The 17063-nt window shown below is 38.1% G+C and carries 16 protein-coding genes and 1 tRNA gene; 9 read left to right on the top strand and 8 right to left on the bottom strand.

Features of this window, described 5'->3' with window-relative positions; genetic code table 11:
* Positions 1-6 precede the first annotated feature (6 nt).
* From GQR87_RS20990 to GQR87_RS21005, 4 genes are read left to right on the top strand one after another with little or no spacing between them, the layout of a single operon-like run.
* Positions 7-738 carry a uroporphyrinogen-III synthase gene (locus tag GQR87_RS20990; protein ID WP_158972623.1) on the top strand — a complete coding sequence of 244 codons (732 nt, stop codon included), beginning with the start codon at positions 7-9 and terminating at the stop codon, positions 736-738.
* A gap of 19 nt (positions 739-757) precedes the next feature.
* Entirely contained in the window at positions 758-2047 is a 1290-nt protein-coding gene (locus tag GQR87_RS20995) for a uroporphyrinogen-III C-methyltransferase (protein ID WP_158972624.1), read from the top strand.
* A complete protein-coding gene (locus GQR87_RS21000; RefSeq protein ID WP_158972625.1) occupies positions 2044-3210 on the top strand; it encodes a heme biosynthesis HemY N-terminal domain-containing protein in 1167 nt (388 codons plus the stop codon). The genes GQR87_RS20995 and GQR87_RS21000 overlap by 4 nt, the downstream gene beginning before the upstream one ends.
* A gap of 8 nt (positions 3211-3218) precedes the next feature.
* Positions 3219-4217 carry a 3',5'-cyclic-nucleotide phosphodiesterase gene (locus GQR87_RS21005; protein ID WP_158972626.1) on the top strand — a complete coding sequence of 333 codons (999 nt, stop codon included), beginning with the start codon at positions 3219-3221 and terminating at the stop codon, positions 4215-4217.
* Between the two features lie 48 nt (positions 4218-4265).
* Here GQR87_RS21005 and GQR87_RS21010 read toward each other — a convergent pair whose 3' ends face one another.
* Positions 4266-5633, bottom strand: coding sequence for an alkaline phosphatase PhoX (locus GQR87_RS21010; protein ID WP_158973143.1), 1368 nt, complete (start codon positions 5631-5633; stop codon positions 4266-4268).
* Between the two features lie 389 nt (positions 5634-6022).
* Between GQR87_RS21010 and GQR87_RS21015 the strand changes: the two genes are divergently transcribed.
* Positions 6023-6099: transfer RNA gene (locus GQR87_RS21015), tRNA-Arg, on the top strand.
* A 261-nt stretch (positions 6100-6360) separates the two neighbouring features.
* On the opposite strand, the gene GQR87_RS21020 is transcribed toward GQR87_RS21015, so the two are convergent.
* From GQR87_RS21020 to GQR87_RS21045, 6 genes are all read right to left on the bottom strand, one after another.
* Positions 6361-6693 (bottom strand): STAS-like domain-containing protein, encoded by a 333-nt coding sequence (locus tag GQR87_RS21020; RefSeq protein ID WP_158972627.1) that lies wholly within the window; start codon positions 6691-6693, stop codon positions 6361-6363.
* Positions 6690-7649: a hypothetical protein gene (locus GQR87_RS21025; protein ID WP_158972628.1), complete on the bottom strand. Its 960-nt coding sequence runs from the start codon at positions 7647-7649 to the stop codon at positions 6690-6692. The genes GQR87_RS21020 and GQR87_RS21025 overlap by 4 nt, the downstream gene beginning before the upstream one ends.
* An 87-nt stretch (positions 7650-7736) precedes the next feature.
* Positions 7737-9398, bottom strand: coding sequence for a replication endonuclease (locus GQR87_RS21030; RefSeq protein WP_158972629.1), 1662 nt, complete (start codon positions 9396-9398; stop codon positions 7737-7739).
* Positions 9385-9666 (bottom strand): hypothetical protein, encoded by a 282-nt coding sequence (locus GQR87_RS21035; protein ID WP_158972630.1) that lies wholly within the window; start codon positions 9664-9666, stop codon positions 9385-9387. Before GQR87_RS21035 ends, GQR87_RS21030 begins: the two co-directional genes overlap by 14 nt.
* Positions 9666-9902, bottom strand: a complete 237-nt coding sequence (locus GQR87_RS21040; RefSeq protein ID WP_158972631.1) for an AlpA family transcriptional regulator — start codon at positions 9900-9902, stop codon at positions 9666-9668. Before GQR87_RS21040 ends, GQR87_RS21035 begins: the two co-directional genes overlap by 1 nt.
* Before the next feature lie 90 nt (positions 9903-9992).
* A complete protein-coding gene (locus GQR87_RS21045; protein WP_158972632.1) occupies positions 9993-10892 on the bottom strand; it encodes a hypothetical protein in 900 nt (299 codons plus the stop codon).
* A gap of 520 nt (positions 10893-11412) precedes the next feature.
* On the opposite strand from GQR87_RS21045, the gene GQR87_RS21050 reads away from it, so the two are divergent.
* From GQR87_RS21050 to GQR87_RS21060, 3 genes are all read left to right on the top strand, one after another.
* Positions 11413-11988, top strand: a complete 576-nt coding sequence (locus GQR87_RS21050) for a hypothetical protein (RefSeq protein ID WP_158972633.1) — start codon at positions 11413-11415, stop codon at positions 11986-11988.
* A gap of 282 nt (positions 11989-12270) precedes the next feature.
* A complete protein-coding gene (locus GQR87_RS21055) occupies positions 12271-12849 on the top strand; it encodes a hypothetical protein (protein ID WP_158972634.1) in 579 nt (192 codons plus the stop codon).
* Positions 12850-12894: 45 nt separating this feature from the next.
* Entirely contained in the window at positions 12895-13536 is a 642-nt protein-coding gene (locus tag GQR87_RS21060; protein WP_158972635.1) for a hypothetical protein, read from the top strand.
* Positions 13537-13548: 12 nt separating this feature from the next.
* Here the strand turns inward: GQR87_RS21060 and GQR87_RS21065 are convergent, their stop codons facing one another.
* Positions 13549-14784: a tyrosine-type recombinase/integrase gene (locus GQR87_RS21065; RefSeq protein ID WP_158972636.1), complete on the bottom strand. Its 1236-nt coding sequence runs from the start codon at positions 14782-14784 to the stop codon at positions 13549-13551.
* Between the two features lie 1145 nt (positions 14785-15929).
* Here GQR87_RS21065 and GQR87_RS21070 point away from each other — a divergent pair.
* Entirely contained in the window at positions 15930-17003 is a 1074-nt protein-coding gene (locus GQR87_RS21070; RefSeq protein ID WP_158972637.1) for a ThuA domain-containing protein, read from the top strand.
* Positions 17004-17063: the final 60 nt, after the last annotated feature.

Raw genomic sequence — 17063 nt, forward strand, 5'->3', positions numbered from 1 at the left:
TAAGCAATGTTTTTACTCCTTAGGCCGCAAGCAAAATGCCAAACAAGTGCTGCGGCTTTCCAGCAGGCAGGTTTAACTGCTGTGGCCTGCGGTTTAATTGATACTGTATTAGATCAACAAGCCGTGGCGCAGTTACCGGAAAAAATTCAATCTTTAGGTCGTGCTACTTATAACGAACATTTAATTTTAGTTACTAGTACAGTGGCTGCCGAGCAATGTGTTTTATTCAAGCAGCAATGGCCAAACAATTGCCTATTTTTTGCAGTAGGCGAGAGCACTGGCAAGTTATTAACCCAAGGCGGCATCAATAATATTGTTCCCAAAGAAGCGCGAACTGAAGGTTTACTTGGCTTACCTGAGCTAAATAACATAGAAAACAAAAGTGTTATTATTATGAAGGGGTACGGCGGGCGGGAGCTGTTGCGCGACACATTACTCAACCGTGCAGCACTGGTGCAAGAGTGGGAAGTATATAAAAGACAACAAGTTGCTAAACCTTTGTCCACACAAGACTGGCAAGAGAGTCAAATTAGTTGCATTATTGCTACCAGTGGTGAAGTTATTCAAGCTGCGTTTGCTCGATTTGAGTCAACTTGGCTTAGCCAAGTGAAGTGGATTGTCGTGAGTGAGCGTATCGCCCAAATTGCATCTACACTTGGTGTAAAACAAATAGAAATCAGCCGTGATGCTAGTGATCAGGCTCTTATCCAATGCGCACAAAACATGATGTTGCGCTAGACATTCTTTGGAGCTTTAAATGGCAGATAGTCAGGACAAATTAACCCCAGAAGAGCAAAAAAAATTAGCGGAGTTGGAGCTACAAGTGGCTAAAGATAAATCAACAGAAAAGGTCAAAACCAGCCAAAAAGAAACTGTGGCAGTAAAAAAAGAAACTATCAGTACGCCGCCCAAAGAAACTCAAACAGCTAAATCAAGCAGCACAGCTCGCTCTCCAGCAACGGCTAAACAAAATAAAACTGGTGCTTTATGGTTTTTCACGGTTTTAAATTTACTTATACTGATTGCCATTATTGCTGCAGGTTATTGGGGCTGGATGCAATGGCAAACTCAAAAACAACAACAAACCGATTTGTTGACCAAGCAACAAACTCGCGTCCAGAGCCAACAAACTGAGATCAATCAATCTTTATCTGCCGCACGTGCCACCGAGAACTCACTATCTGCGCAAAACAAAGCTCTGCAAACGAGCATGCAAAGTGTGATTGACCAACTACAAATGACCAGCGAACAAGTGAGAGTCAATCAACAAAACTTGGCTGATGTATCCGGTCGTCGTCCTTCTGATTGGTTGTTAGCCGAAGCTGACTATTTAGTACGTATGGCTGGACGTAAGCTATGGTTAGAGAACGATGTAAAAACTGCACTCATGATGCTGCAATCTGCCGATACTCGCTTACAAGATTTAGACGATCCAAGTTTATTACCTATACGTGAAAAGTTAGTCGCAGACATGCAAAGCCTACAGCAAGTCAATCAAGTCTCTATTGATTCTATTGCCTTGTCGATTGGAGCATTAGCGCAGCAAGTTGATAGCTTACCGCTAGCCTTTTTTAAAAAACCAGTTGAACCCAATCAAACTGACGCAGCAAGTGAAGCTAACGATTGGCGTAGTAACTTGGCTCGTAACTGGCAACAAGTCACACAAGACTTTTTCAGTGTAAAACGTAAAACAGCCGAGATAAAACCTTTTATGTCAGACCAAGAACAATGGTTGTCTAAAGAGCAATTAAGATTTGCGCTGTTACAAGGGCAAGCAGCTGTATTGCGTGAAAATGCAGGTTTATATCAACAGTCGTTACAAACCGCCCAAGACCTAACTGCTGAATATTTTGATACCCAAAAAACAATGGTTAAACAATTTGTTACGAGCATAAAAGAATTACAAGCCACAGATATTAAGCGAGTTTATCCAGAACAATTTACTGCCGCTCCTTTGTTGCTTGACGTATTAGAGCGCCGCTTAGATAGTCGCTTTACAACGCCAGTGACACAGGCCGCTGAGGAAACAGAGGCGGTACAACCATGATTAGAATATTTGTTGTACTGGTATTACTGCTCATCGCACTCATGGTAGGCGCAATGGTGTTTGATGACCGCGGTTATGTGTTTGTCGAATTTAGTGGCTGGGTAGTAGAAATGAACGTGTTTTCATTGGCTATTTCGCTGATCTTTATTTTTGTCGGATTTTTATTGATCAACTGGTTAGTCAAAAATGCCTTAAGAGCCGCTTCTGGCTCTCGTAATTGGTTTGGTAATTGGGGAGCTCGTAAAAAACAAAAAGCCTTTACCAGTGGTTTAATTGCTTTAGCAGAAACCAATTATTTAACCGCTAAAAATCATTTAAGCAAAATCGAAAATGAAGATTTTGACGGTATTAATCTATTGGCTGCTGCCGAAATAGAAATGCAACTAGGTCAATCACAGCAAGCACAAACTTATTGGCGTATGGCCAGTACCTATGAAAAATCAGCATTAGCAGCCAATCTTTGTTTAATTCGTTTTGCCTTAAACCAACAACAAAATGATGAAGCCCTGCAACTTATCGAAACCTTGAACGCTAAACAAAAAGAACAAGCAACTGTGATAAAACTGTGGGCTCAAGCATTAGCTCAAGCTGGTAAGTGGCAAGTATTAAAAGGCAAACTCAAAACTTGGAAAAAAGCCCTAGGTGAAGACTATCCGGCATTAATGCAACAAGCTTCAAAAGGTAGTTTTGCCGAAATAGCCAGCAAACAAGGAGCAGTCGAACTTAAACAAAACTGGCTAGATCAGCCTAGAGCGACACGTAAAGATCCAGCACAACAAGCAGCTTATATTCAACAATTAATTGACCAAGGTATGTATGCCGACGCCGAACAAGTATTAGTTGAACAACAAAAATCTGGACCTAATTCTTTGTTAGTTCCCTTGTTTAAACAAATTAAATTACCTAACCCAACCGCCTCTATTCGGTTATTAGAAAGTTGGATTAAACGAGACGAACTCAACGTCGACTTGTTATCGGCTTTAGCCCATGTGGCGAATGCTTCAGGTGACAAAGTCTTAGCTGAAAAAGCCTTAGGTAAAGCGATTAAATTAGCCAACCGTCAACAAGATTTATTATTGATGGCAGAAATTAAAGAATCGCAACATGACGATAGCCAAGCTCTACAGTTATATAAACAAAGTTTGGCACAACAACCAAGGTAAACAGCCCAGTGAAATATTTTTGTATTTTGTTGCTTGTTTTTACAAGCTTAGCGCAAGCAAAGTCGACCGACAGCAACCCCAAAGCAGTATTCGAACTCATCACGTTAGGTGACAGCGGTGGTATACAAGACGGTAACCTGAGTGCCTTTTTGCTTAGGTCACTAACAGAAAATAACTATGTAGCTTTAGATGCTGGCTCAATTGTTAATGGTATTGATGTTGCACTTCAAAACCAAGCCTTTGCACAACTACCAATTGCTAACGATCCTGAGTGGAACACAACAGGTGTTATTTTACGCCAACATGTAAAAGGTTATTTGATTAGTCATGGCCATTTAGATCATACCGCTGGCATGTTGATTTCGTCGCCACAAGACAGTAATAAACCTATTTATGCCTTACCTTCAGTCAATCAAACCATGTTAGACACCTATTTTAATTGGCAAGCATGGGCTAACTTTACTGACAAAGGTATACAGCCGCAATTAAAAAAATACCAACTCATTGACCTAGTCCCTTCACAAACCATTGCCGTCAAAGATACCTCATTAAAAGTCACAGCATTAAGTTTGAGTCACCCATTAGAGTCCACTGTTTTTGTGATTGAACAAGGCAACGACCTATTTGTTTATTTTGGTGATACAGGGCCAGATGCTGTAGAAAAACAAGGCAAGCTTAAAGCCGTTTGGCAATATTTAGCCAAACAAATGCAAACTAAACAGCTCAGAGGTATAGTGATAGAAGTCTCTTTTCAGAATAACCGCCCCGACAATTTATTGTTTGGTCACTTAACTCCTAAATGGTTAATAACCGAACTCAAACAATTCAGCTCATTATTAAACTCTGGTGCATCATTACAAGGTGCTAAAATAGTGATTAGCCATATTAAATACAGCCTAGCCAAAGGCCCAGATCCACGAGTCACAATCAAACAAGAATTAGCCCAAGGTAACAACTTAGGCATAGAATTTATTTTGGCTAAACAAGGGCAACGCTTACTATTTTAAACTCAGTAACCTGAACTCTGAGTAAGCGTTTTACTGTTTAGTATCCAACTAGCCGCTGAACTTGTTCCAAGGCCCTGTTATTGCCAATGTTTTAGTCGGTGAGTACACATTAACAAACATGGTTGAGCCGTCAGGTGAAAAACAGGCGCCAGCCAATTCTGTTTGCATAGTTAAACGGGCAAAGTTATATAACTCCCCCTCTGGTGTCACGCCTCTAAGGTAATTATCTACAATAGCTGTATATTGATCTTCACAGACAATAAGATGGCCAGCAGGTGTAACCGTTAAGTTATCGCCAAAGTTATACAAAGACTTATCTGCACTTTCTAAAAATAACTGTAAACGACCCGGAGTATGGATTTCGCCATCTTGCCCTTCGTATTTAGAAGGTTGATAACGCATGACTTGCCCTAGTTTTTTTGCTCCGCCGTTAGTACAACAAAAATATAATTCATTTTCGCCCCAATGAATTCCTTCGCCACGGGCAAATACGGCCGCGCCATTTGTATAACCCTGTTTACGTAAATCATCTTCAGGGCTTTCAGGATTACTTAAGTTGATCCACAGGGCATTATGCCATTGTTGAACTTGCATAGTGTTAGCAGACCAGTTGCGGCTGTCATAACTAGGTTTATTCTGCACCACTAAGGCTTGTAACTGCCCGCCTTGATGTAACTCACCTTTGACCTTAGGAATAAAGCGATAAAACAAACTGTCGCCCCTGTCTTCGGTTAAGTAAACAATACCCGTGTTTGGGTCGACTGCAGCCGCTTCATGATTAAAACGGCCCATCTCTTTTAACGGTACAGGATTAATTAAACCGGTAGCCGCCGCTGGTACTTCAAAAATATAACCATGATCTCGAGTAAAACCATCTTGCACCCTAGACACAGACTCTTCACAAGTTAACCATGTATTCCAAGGGGTAATGCCACCAGCACAATTACGAATAGTCCCCACTAACGACAAAAACTCTTGTTCTAATTTTTTGGTTTTAAGGTTATAGACCAAGTTGCTAGTACCACCGGGTAAAGCCACACCAGCAGAGTCATGATCATAAGCCAAAGCTGTTTTATGATTTTTTAACGCCTTCGCTGCCTTAGCTAAATCACTAGGTTTTAATTCGTGATTTCGCACCAACACCACTCTGTCATCATCAAGAGGCAAACAGCCCATGCCATCAGCTTTATCAGGTACAGTAAAACCGTCGCTCATTTTATTGTCTAACTGCGAAATAACTTGGTAACTAAAACCAGCAGGTAAATCTAAAATTTTATTAGGATCGGAAATTAACGGCCCATAACCAGTTACCGTTTTAACATTCACATTTGCCTGAACCTTACCTAAAAAGCTGGCCGATAAACCGCCAAATGCCAACGCTCCCACACCAATAGTAAACTGTCTTCTTGTAACCATCATTCATCCAAATCTCTGTTAATTTACCGCCGGCCTGTATCAAAAAACAAAATACACAACAATTTGTTATAACATAACAATATTAGCACCAGCTATTCAAGTCATTAATTCTATCAGCCAAAAGTGACCGATATATTGCACTCAAATGTATACTGCACCTATAAAATCAAGATGGCCTCAGAAATTGATTAAATAACAGTGGAAAAAAACCTATATTTCATTAGAATCACCGCTCGCTTGAACAAGTGGGTTATTTACGAGGCTTATGTTATTTAGCTTAAGTGAATCACATACATGTCCATGATGATTGGCACCCAAACTCGACACCTATATTTATATCTAGGTCGAGTTTTACAATCAGACGCTGCATGCAGCGAAAGAAACTGATTGCACCCGTAGCTCAGCTGGATAGAGCGCTGCCCTCCGGAGGCAGAGGTCGCGCGTTCGAATCGCGCCGGGTGCACCATTTATAAAGGCCTTAGGCTTATTTCAAACTCTGAATATTCTAAATTGCAATTTCATGTAGCAAATATGTAGCATATCTCATTTTGATGTTTAGTTTTACTTAGTTAAAAATAGTACGCTGATTGACAAAGCGTATATATGTTTTACGACATAATTTATCGCCAGATTTAAGTACTTTATATTGAATAGTATTAACATTATTTAGACTGATCGTGAAACATAAAAAAAGCTCCTTTGAGGAGCTTTTTTAAACGAATTCGAGTTAGGCCAAAGCAGCCATTTCTGCTTTTACAGGTGCAGAAGACTCTAATTCAGCTCTTCTTCTATTAATCACTTTTGCAATGCTAAATAATACATGCCTTTTAGCGCCTTCCAACTGAATACTTTCAAGAACTTTGGTGGCACCATGTTTTAAAACAAGTACCCCAAACAGTTCATCTGAATAAGATTCAGATATTGAAGAAACGTTAGTCAAGTCTAAATGCACCTTTATCGAATTTTTAGATATATATTGTTCTATTTTATTGCGCTCAATAATTGCTAGCTTACGGGAAGCTAGATCACTGGTAGGCAGACTAATAAATATTGGTTTCATAAATTGCCTCCTAATTGCCGCATTATTAACTTTAATTCATCATCTATATCGTCATCTTGAGCAAATTTTATTAGCTCTGATTCTTTAAGCTTACATGATATTCCAACGCCCTGCCATTCACTTTGTATTTCTTCGTATGTTTTTTGACCTTGTGTGTTGATATGTAAAATTGAGTTTCCACTAACAATACATAATTCGCCACTATAGTCCCTAATCAGCTCAACCAAGTGAGCAAGTCCTAACCCTTGATGGTGATTTTCATCAGTGCGAGTTTGTACGACACTTCCAAGAGGGCTCCCACCCACATTATCGATAGGTAATTGCTGTGCCCAATCATCAATATCATCGCTATGTTTAGTTGAATGTCCTTTCTGTATACACCATTCAATTGCCTCTCTATGACTTTCTACTGGCTTGCCGATACGTTTCATTTCTGCCAAAAAACCCAACCCACTATCGGCAAGGGCAAATTCAAAATAATGATCTTCTTCATAAGGGACTTTAGATTTCTGTGCCATAGAAAATCCAGATTTCTTCCCGTGTGACCATACATTATCGTGAAGCTCACCAACTACAAAGTTCAAGTTATGAATACCTTTAATATCACTACCTTGTGTAAGTTGCCTTATACAACTGTTAATCAAACCGGTAGCATTATCCACTTCCAAATCAGAATGTAGAGGGATAATAGGACTGTAATTTTTGCCTGCATTAATATTATTTGGAAGGGACCCTCCCCAAATGGCACAATTAAAATGCATCGTATCGAAATAGCTTTGATTATTACTACAATCACAGTAAAAATTTCTTTGTTCTACTTGATTATGATTTAAATACGCACACAACGTAACGACGTAACCGGGAGTGTAAAAGTTTTCCGGTAAATGAAGTTCGCCATATTCAGAATCGTAGAATTCATGGAGTTCTACTACCGCATCCTTCAAGCTTTTACCCATCTAAACAAATTTCCGTGTGAAATAATTTCCCAATATTTTAATATACATCGTTCTGATTGTAATAAAAATATCATGCAGTACAGTTATTTACAGAACTCCAAGTGAAGGCATAAAAGCCGTTCCGGCTTTCCCCAAGATCCATGTATGGATTCGGGTAATGATTTCATTGCCTTTGTACTTTATGCCTTTGAGTTTAAAAGTGAATAAACCGTCAAACCAACTCGTTTTGATTAGTCCTGTTTCTTTATTCATTTCTATGTCGTAGAACGGGCGAATAGCTTGAGAATTACGTTTACAGAATACACCGCCCATTAGTTCTGTAAACTTTGCCCAATTTCCTGAATCTGCAGCAGAGTGAATATCAACTAAATCATCATCTATTTTTTCAATTTTCTGGGCTTTCCTTAATTCGCGCCATACAGTAACCGACACACCACCTATTTGCTGAAATTGGCGAACTCCCCAGCAACTTGCCCATGCCTCAACCCGATTAGCCGCTTCAGGGGCGTTACCGCCATCGATATCACTATCTAAGTTACCACCATCAATATTTTTACTTATATACTTTGCCACATAGCCAGTGGCAGAACCTTTACTCGGATCGATATCTACAAAATCGACTCGATTTTCTTTCGCACCTTCTTCATCACCATCTTCTTGCAAGGCATAGTGGTTTATTACATCTTTGAATTCTGATTTTTGTTCTGAATGAATAAAGATGATCATATGCCAATGAGGTGTTCCATCGTGCTGAGGCTCTGCAATACGAAATCCAAATATATTAATATTTTGACGTGCTAATTCTGCCCGAATTCGTTGCCATACTGTATTTAAATATTGTTGACCATCGTAAGGTGTTAAGCCTTGCCAATTTGGGTTTCTATCACCCGACCTAGCGTAAGTATTATGGTATTTTGAAGGGCAAGTCAGCGTAACAAACACCCCATCACAATCAAGCGACTTAGCTAGCTCTTCACAACCGGCTAAGCGAGTCATTAGTTCATGTCGCCTGTTAATAGGATTAGAAACATTTTTTTCATATATTTCTCGCAATGAAAAACTCTCTTTATCCTCGTTAGTAATAAACAACTCTTCCATTGCTTTAAGTTGCCGTTCTTTTTGAGCTTTACGGTGCTTAACATTTAAGTCGCTACAGTATTTTCCTTTTTTACTATTCACTTGCCCGAGACGAATTAAAGCTTCTTCTTTTTTTCTAACTAGCACTTTTCTAAGTTTACGTAACCACCAATACTTATCTTGTGTTCGCTTTATCACCCCCGTTAAGGTTACGGTTTTTGATATTTTTTGGGCAGCTATTCCATAACCATTAACGAACTCAACAATAAGTGCATAAATATCATTAAGCCCCTTAACGGAATCAATTTCCGTTACGTTACAGGGTTGCTTGCTTAGTTGGGCTCTAATTTGAATATGACTACAACGCTTTGCATTAGCTTCAGCAAGATTTCTTAATTCTTCCTCACCAGCGTTAAAGTGCGGAATGATTTTTTGCGGTAACAAATTATTTAGTATTTCGGTTTGCTTACGTAAAAAAGTATTAGCATCAAAAAGGGTTTTAAATGCTCGGTATCTTTCAATGAGTAATTTTTGAATTTCATTTGGAAAGTGTGAAATTTGTTTTTTTACAAAAATACGATCATCTAAAGCAAGCCCTTGATAAAACGCTCCAAAATCATTATCTATTGAATCCAATAAAATCGAAGTAACTGATTCACTACGAGGCCTCATGATCAACCTCACTTAGCTTATTAAGCTCAATACCACGTTCATTAATAGCAAGAACGCTCCATCTTAGGCCATATACAGTGTGTTCATGTTCTGACAACAAAGACCTAATTAATAATGCATTTAATATTGTTTTAGAAAATCCGTCGGGTTTGCCACTGGGGAAAGCGCAACACCCTAAACAGCGACCTATTGAGGTACATATTTCTACAGTTGCACCAGTAGCAAAAAAAGCTAACAGCGCTTGTTGGTGATTGGTTAACTTAGCCATTACGCTGATCTCCCATCTTGATAAAGATGAGACTGGCGCACAAAGCTTTCCAACCATTTATCTAAATCTTCTTTGATATAACGGACAGAACGTCCAATTTTGATAAAAGGTGGTGCAGGTGTGCGGTTATCACGATTTCCTTCCATTCTTGCCTGTCGCAAAAAAGAACGGCTCATACCGATATATTGTGATGTTTCTATTTCTGATAAAACGCGAGATTTAATTGGCTGTTGCATCTTTGTTCTCCTAAGTTCATTAATTGATCTCGGAGGCAAAGTTAAACGTCCCAAAAGTCCTAGGACGTTATTTAGGACTAATGGGACAAATTATTTATTTTTTTCTTCAGACACCATGTTTCTAAATGTCTTTTTAGTAATTGTACGCTGGATATTTTTAACATCTATCCAAGTCAGCTCATCTCTGCCAACTTCATCAAGTATCGATTCTGGATCTAATGACTCATCAGACTCATGATGCTCATAAAGGTGATCCCACAAGGCAGTTCCACCTTTTTGTGGATGAAGTTGAATAAGGTTTTTAACTAACCTTTTAAAAGCACTCTCAGTGCGTAAGGAATCGACATTATCAGGCTTAGCTGCAATAGGGTGAACGTGAGGTATATCATTTGGCAATCGAACTCTTTCAAATTCATCATGCAATATAACAATATCTTCAATTTTAATTCTGTGGCCTATTACTGTTAACGTCTTAGGAAAAGTAACTTTGGTTCTATTGAAATCCTTCTCACCAGATAAAGTATTATCACTAATTTGTTGATTTCTATAATTCTTAATCGAGTCTGACATCATTCGCAATGAATCCAAACCTTCTATTGGATAAATTTTTCCCGCTAATTCGTTGCCAATTAAAAACGATAAATCTTTAGGCTGCCAGTCATATAGGTACTTATTGGGGTATTTAATTGTAAAATTATACTTTGTAGAATGTTTGATAATATTTGCTGCATCTACAATTGAGAAATGAATTAAACTTATTTTAGATTTCTTCAACACCTCCAATTGGTCGTTACGGTAGAGTTTAATTAACCCCCTATAATATCCATATCCAAAACCGACGAAGCCCTTGCCTTTAAAATAGCCTCCATAAACAATTTTTAAGTTATCAACATAAACATGTAAGTCTAACTTCGACTGCTCAACTAAGTAACGAACTTTACTTAATGGCAGTCCTAACTCATCTAATCGATAGTATTCTTGATGGAACAATTAAATCCTCCTTTAATAGCAAACAACCTAAAGCTTAAAATTTGCGTGATTAAATTTTATTCGTACAGCTATAGCTTATCTAATTAGCTATAGCCCAAATATAGCTTTAGCTTACTTAAAACATTCCAGAATATTGACTTGCTATTATCGCTTTTTTTTCTTCTATGATGCCATTACTTTGTAATGCCATAAGTTAACTGGCATTTTCAAAATAAAAAAGCACTTTAGTATTTTTCAAATCGACGCATCTTAGCCAATTTAAGTATGGAAAATATTCTTCACATAGTTTTTAATAGGATGCATAAAAGTCGCGTTAAAGTCAGGTCTCCTTTTGCTTTTGTAATTCATTGCAGTTTTGATGGTGTGGTAGTAAAAAACACTTAATAAAGTCTAAAGGTAAGTACTGAAAATGGCAGAAATAAAAATTAAATCGAGAAGTGACATATACGACATGCTCGATAATAAGCGTTATGAGTATTGTCGAATTTAGATACTAGATTCATGTATAAGGATTAATTAATTGAATTACGAAGAAAGAATAATTTCTGCAATTGAAAAAACAAAATCACTCGGTCTCGAATTAACTGTTAATCCTTACCCTTTTAAAGCTGCATTAAGCCATGAAGAAAAACTCAAAGCTCTTCGGCTATGTGTAGATCTTCTTTATTCCAAGGGGTTTAAGAGTTCATCTGATCTAGCAAATAACTGTACCCCAGTTCACTTAATGACGCAGCACCTCCTTAAAACAGAATTTAATATCGATAGTTTTATTACTATTGGAGATAGGTATTGGGATGATTATGTTTACTGTGAAATGTCATATGAAAAGATTGAACGTGAACTAAAAAGTCCTGATTTAAATAAACCAATTAAAGCTCATGTCTGGTTAACCTTATCCGATGGAACAATAATAGATTTTACAGCTGAAGCCCATGCTGACCTGCTATTTCAACGAGGCGAAAACCCAATTGAAAATTGTATAATGATTGTGGATATTGATAGTGAAGAAAATGATAAATCTGGCTATCATCGTCCTTATTTATTGGGAGCCGACTTCCTGCAAAGGGTTGGTGTATGTAAAATCTCATCAGAGTAAGATACTCATAACAAGAGAATCAAAAAGGGCTAAAACAGCGGGCTGTTCACTCCGCTCAATTTTAGCCCACTATTTTTAGCCTGTTATTTGGGCGTTGAGGCTGTAGAAAAAGGTCGAGTCAAAAAACATACCGTGTTTTAGGCTGATTTTTTTGAAGTGCAATGGTAAAACCTATCCAAGTTTCACGTAGCAGTGCCATTTGGTGTGTGTTTTTAAGTAACTTTGATAATAAATTTAAGGCTGGGACTTTTCTAAAGCCTCGATAGGCTAATAAGGTAATCTATGAGTAATATTCTTGACCATTTAAATCAGAAACCTTTGTCTGAATTACTACAGAAACTTTTAATTGCTGCAACTGAAGCTCAAGATAATCAGTTAATTAAATGGGCAAAACTTGAATTGACAGGTTATCAAAGTCCTTTAATGGAGGAGGGAGATTTGGTACCTGAATACAGAACTGTAAACGGATATCATACGGATGATTTTCATCATAAACTTATGATTGAAGAAGTTGATTTACAATTCATCAATTCTACAAACCTCCGAGCTAGTGTCATTGAACTCGAGGCATATCAAGAAAAAGGCCTTATATTAAAAGATCCTCAACTTTGTAATACAATTTTTGAATATTTAAATGTTAAAGTGACTTCATTTCATGTCTCTTCATCTCAGGTTCAGAAATTACTAGCAGCTATAAAGTGTGAGCTTATTAGTAAAGTTAATACTTTAAATGTCAAAACGAGTGAAATAATACCAGAAACTACGAATGTTGAAGATATTATAGATTTCAAGCCTAATTTTTATGGCATTGGTTTAAATCTTAATGCAATGAAAAAAAGATGGTTTCCGCGTAAAAATTAGCCATACATAGAGTTCATACTCACTAAATTAATGTGCGAGTCAAAAATGTTTTTTAATGAAATTACACTGTTATTTCTTGGTCTTATAGTAGGACTACTCGTAAATAATTATCTACCAAAGTATTTTGGTAAAAAAGGGGAAAACCTTGCGACTAAAGAAGATATTACAGAAATCACAGATAAGATAGAATCAGTTAAAAAGGATTATGCTCATCAACTGGAAGCAACGAGGGCTGAGCTAACTTCTCAGCTTCAAAACAATAGTTATAGATACGAAAAAGAATATTCTATTCTAGAGTCACTTACGGAGTCTCTAGTCGATGTCAGGAACTGCGCAAATAGATTGAGACCTGTTGTTGACATAGTTACTAAAGACAAAACAGAAGAAGAAATAAAAAAAGAGCGTCTTCAAGCATTGCATAATGCAAGATTATCTCTTTATGAGATAAGAGAGAAGAAACGACCTTTCTATCCAAAGAACATTTATAATTCTCTATGTGATATTGATACGCTTGCACATTCAGAATCTGTGAAGTACCAATACCACTCACCTTCTTATGGAAATGAATTCGATACATATTGGGAAGAAGCAGAGAAAAATCAAAAAGAGATTGCCGAAAAATCTAATATATCTATCAACTTGGTTCGAGAAAGAATCGTGGAATGGGAAAAGCTTCCAAACATATAACCACAAGCCAAATTAACCAATCAAATTAACCGCAGCTGCCTTATGTTCAGGTGCTAAATGAGCATATCTAAGTGTCATAGTTAAGTCACTATGTCCGAGTAATTCTCTCACCGTATTAAGATCGACTGAAGCCATAACTAATTTACTTGCAAAGTGGTGGCGCAAATCATGAAAACGGAAATCTTCAATTTTTGCCATATCTAAAACAGTTGCCCAACTTTTGCGAATTTCTAACAGTTGTTTACCATCTTGACCTTTAAACACTAAACCATGAAAGCCTGAATCAATTTTCCAATTTTTTAGGGTTTCATAAGCTTCATTGTTTAAAGGAATGTGTCTGGTTTTTCCCGATTTGGCATTTTCAGATATCACGGTTAGGTTTCTATTAGATAAGTCTACATTTTGCCATTCAATACTTAAGATTTCCCCCCGTCTCATGCCTGTATTCATTGCTAGTAAAACGATAGGAGAGAGATAATCAGCGAATGTGTTTTGTGTTAAGTCAGGGAGTAATTCATAACCTCTTTCTACTCTAAATTTGTTCGCGCTAGTACGCTGACTTTTAATTTTGCCATCTCTACTCTTTAAGGCATCTCTTAGCCGTTTTTCTTCGTCTTTATCTAAATACCTAACCTTTGAATTATCTACTTTTAAAGCTTTAACTTTGTGCAGGTCATGACTTTCAATTATTTCCCATTCTACTGCACGGCTAAGGCAACCCTTTAGCGTGTTTATTCGACGGTTAATTGTGGCAGGTTTCAGCCCGCCACTCTTTTTCTCATTACGCCATTTTTCCAAATGCCAAGCGGTTATATCTGAAAGCTGAAAATCTAAGAACTGAGGAAATGACGCTTTTAAATTTTTAATAGCGGCCGTTGAAGTTTTGGCATTTCGTGTTTCTAGCCAAGGTTTATACTTTTGTTCAACAAACGCCCTGAGAGTTGATAACTTTGAAAGCCTTACTTGCTCTTTGGCTTGCTTCCTTACAGCCTGAACATCAATACCTTTTATTATCTCGGCAGATTTATCTTTTGCTAAATCACGTGCTTGTGCAGGCGTAATTTGACCATCCGCCCCCAATAGATAATTAACTTGTTTTCCATTAAGACGATAAAACAAGTAATACTTAATTTTACCGTTCTCAGTGATACGAGCATGAAATCCTGAAATGTCGGTATCATTTAACCTTTTATCACTAGGTTTTAAGTTTCGAATAGTCGAATTAGAGATCTTCGCTTTAACTGCCATAAGCTTTTAAACAATTCCTGTGTAGCAAATATGTAGCAGTTGAATTGTGCAACAATGAACAGGAAGAAACAACAAAAAACCAAAAATACCAAACAAACCATTGTTTTTATTATTATTTTAAGTTTATTGTGGATTTTTAATGTTCACACTTGTTCATAGAAAAACAATATAAAATCACACTCCGGAGGCAGAGGTCGCGCGTTCGAATCGCGCCGGGTGCACCATCTCTATATTCTAAGATATCACTTACCTCACAAACCCATTACACCTGTAAATTTATCACTAATGTGCACCCTGCCGAGGCGAACGCGTCCGTTCGACAAAATTGTCTGGAACAATTTTGGACATGCGCAGCATGGTCGCGAAGCGACGAAGCACATGGATGTGCTGAGCAATCCGCGGGTGCACCATTTATACCTTCAAAAATACCACTTGCCTTATAATCCCATTACACCTGTAAATTTATCACTAATGTGCACCCTGCCGAGGCGAACGCGTCCGTTCGACAAAATTGTCTGGAGCAATTTTGGACATGCGCAGCATGGTCGCGAAGCGACGAAGCACATGGATGTGCTGAGCAATCCGCGGGTGCACCATTTATACCTTCAAAAATACCACTTGCCTTATAATCCCATTACACCTGTAAATTTATCACTGATGTGCACCCTGCCGAGGCGAATGCGTCCGTTCGACAAAATTGTCTGGAACAATTTTGGACATGCGCAGCATGGTCGCGAAGCGACGAAGCACATGGATGTGCTGAGCAATCCGCGGGTGCACCATCTCTATATTCTAAGATATCACTTACCTCACAAACTCATTACACCTGTAAATTTATCACTAATGTGCACCCTGCCGAGGCGAACGCGTCCGTTCGACAAAATTGTCTGGAACAATTTTGGACATGCGCAGCATGGTCGCGAAGCGACGAAGCACATGGATGTGCTGAGCAATCCGCGGGTGCACCATCGCTATATTCTAAGATATCACTTACCTTACCAACCTATTACGCCTGTAAATATATCACCACTGTGGCCCCCTGCCGAAGAGAACTCGTACGCTCGACAAAATAGTGTATTATTATATATTAATGAATCTCCACCCCAATGTAAGATAAGCTTCGTTTAATATAGAATGGGGTAAACATGATAAAATCTAATAGAACTTATTTGGCACAATTTAAAACACGTACAGCTAACTTTGTCATCAAACAAGACCACATCCGAGAAGCAAGCGTTGGGACTGGAGCGAGTACCACAATTAATGCAATATTGCGCTTTCAACAAGTGCTATTCACATCTATTTTCGCTTTACTTGTAGGATGCTCTTATACAGGTCCTCAATCCACAATTCATAGCGAAAAAGAGACTAAGCATATTCTTTTACTTTCGGGTAAAAAGACCCATGGCCACGGACAACATGAAAATAATTCAGGTATTTCTGTACTTGAAAACTTACTGCAGAGACAAACTAAAGCCAATTTTGTGACAAAGATATTTTTAGACGCGGCTTGGCCGACTCAATCTGAACTAGATAATGCAGATGCCATTGTGATTATGTCTGATGGTGACCAAAATCACTTACTCAAAGATAAAATGGCAGAATTTGACTCGTTATTAGAAAAAAATAGCGACCTAGGGCTGTTATTTATCCACTACGCCACTGTTCCCGAAGGAAGAAAATCACCTGACTTCAAAGGCACCTATTTCAATAACTGGATAGGAGGCTTTTATGCCGGAAACAGTAAAAACAGAACCTTGACAAGGTGGACGCACATTCAAAGTAAACTCTCTGAACACCCGGTTAATAAAGGGGTAGAGCCCTACACTATTTTTGATGAAATCTATTACAGGATGGAATACGTAGATAGTATTAAACCCATAGTCGTAGCGGAGACATTTAACCAGGTTCCTACCTTTTACTCAAATACTGGAAAATCTAAGTATGAGAGAGATCGCAATCAAGTCGCAAGTTTTCTAAGCGAATTAGAGAGGACTATTTTTTGGAGTTTTGACAGAAAAGGGGGCGGCAAAAGCATTGGTACAACTATGGGCCATACTCACTCAAATTTCTGGATGACAAAGAGTATTCGCAAACAGCTGGTTAATAGTGTCGCTTGGATTTCTGGGATGGATATCCCTGAGGAAGGGTTTGACGCATTGGACTTAACAGAAGACCAGATGATGCTTAATCATTCGTTGCCTAATAAGCATAAATAACACGACGCAATAAAAATAATGTAGCTTATTGAGGACCACCTTAATAACAGCCTTTGGAGT

The organism is Paraglaciecola sp. L3A3, assembly GCF_009796765.1.
Lineage (GTDB): Bacteria > Pseudomonadota > Gammaproteobacteria > Enterobacterales > Alteromonadaceae > Paraglaciecola.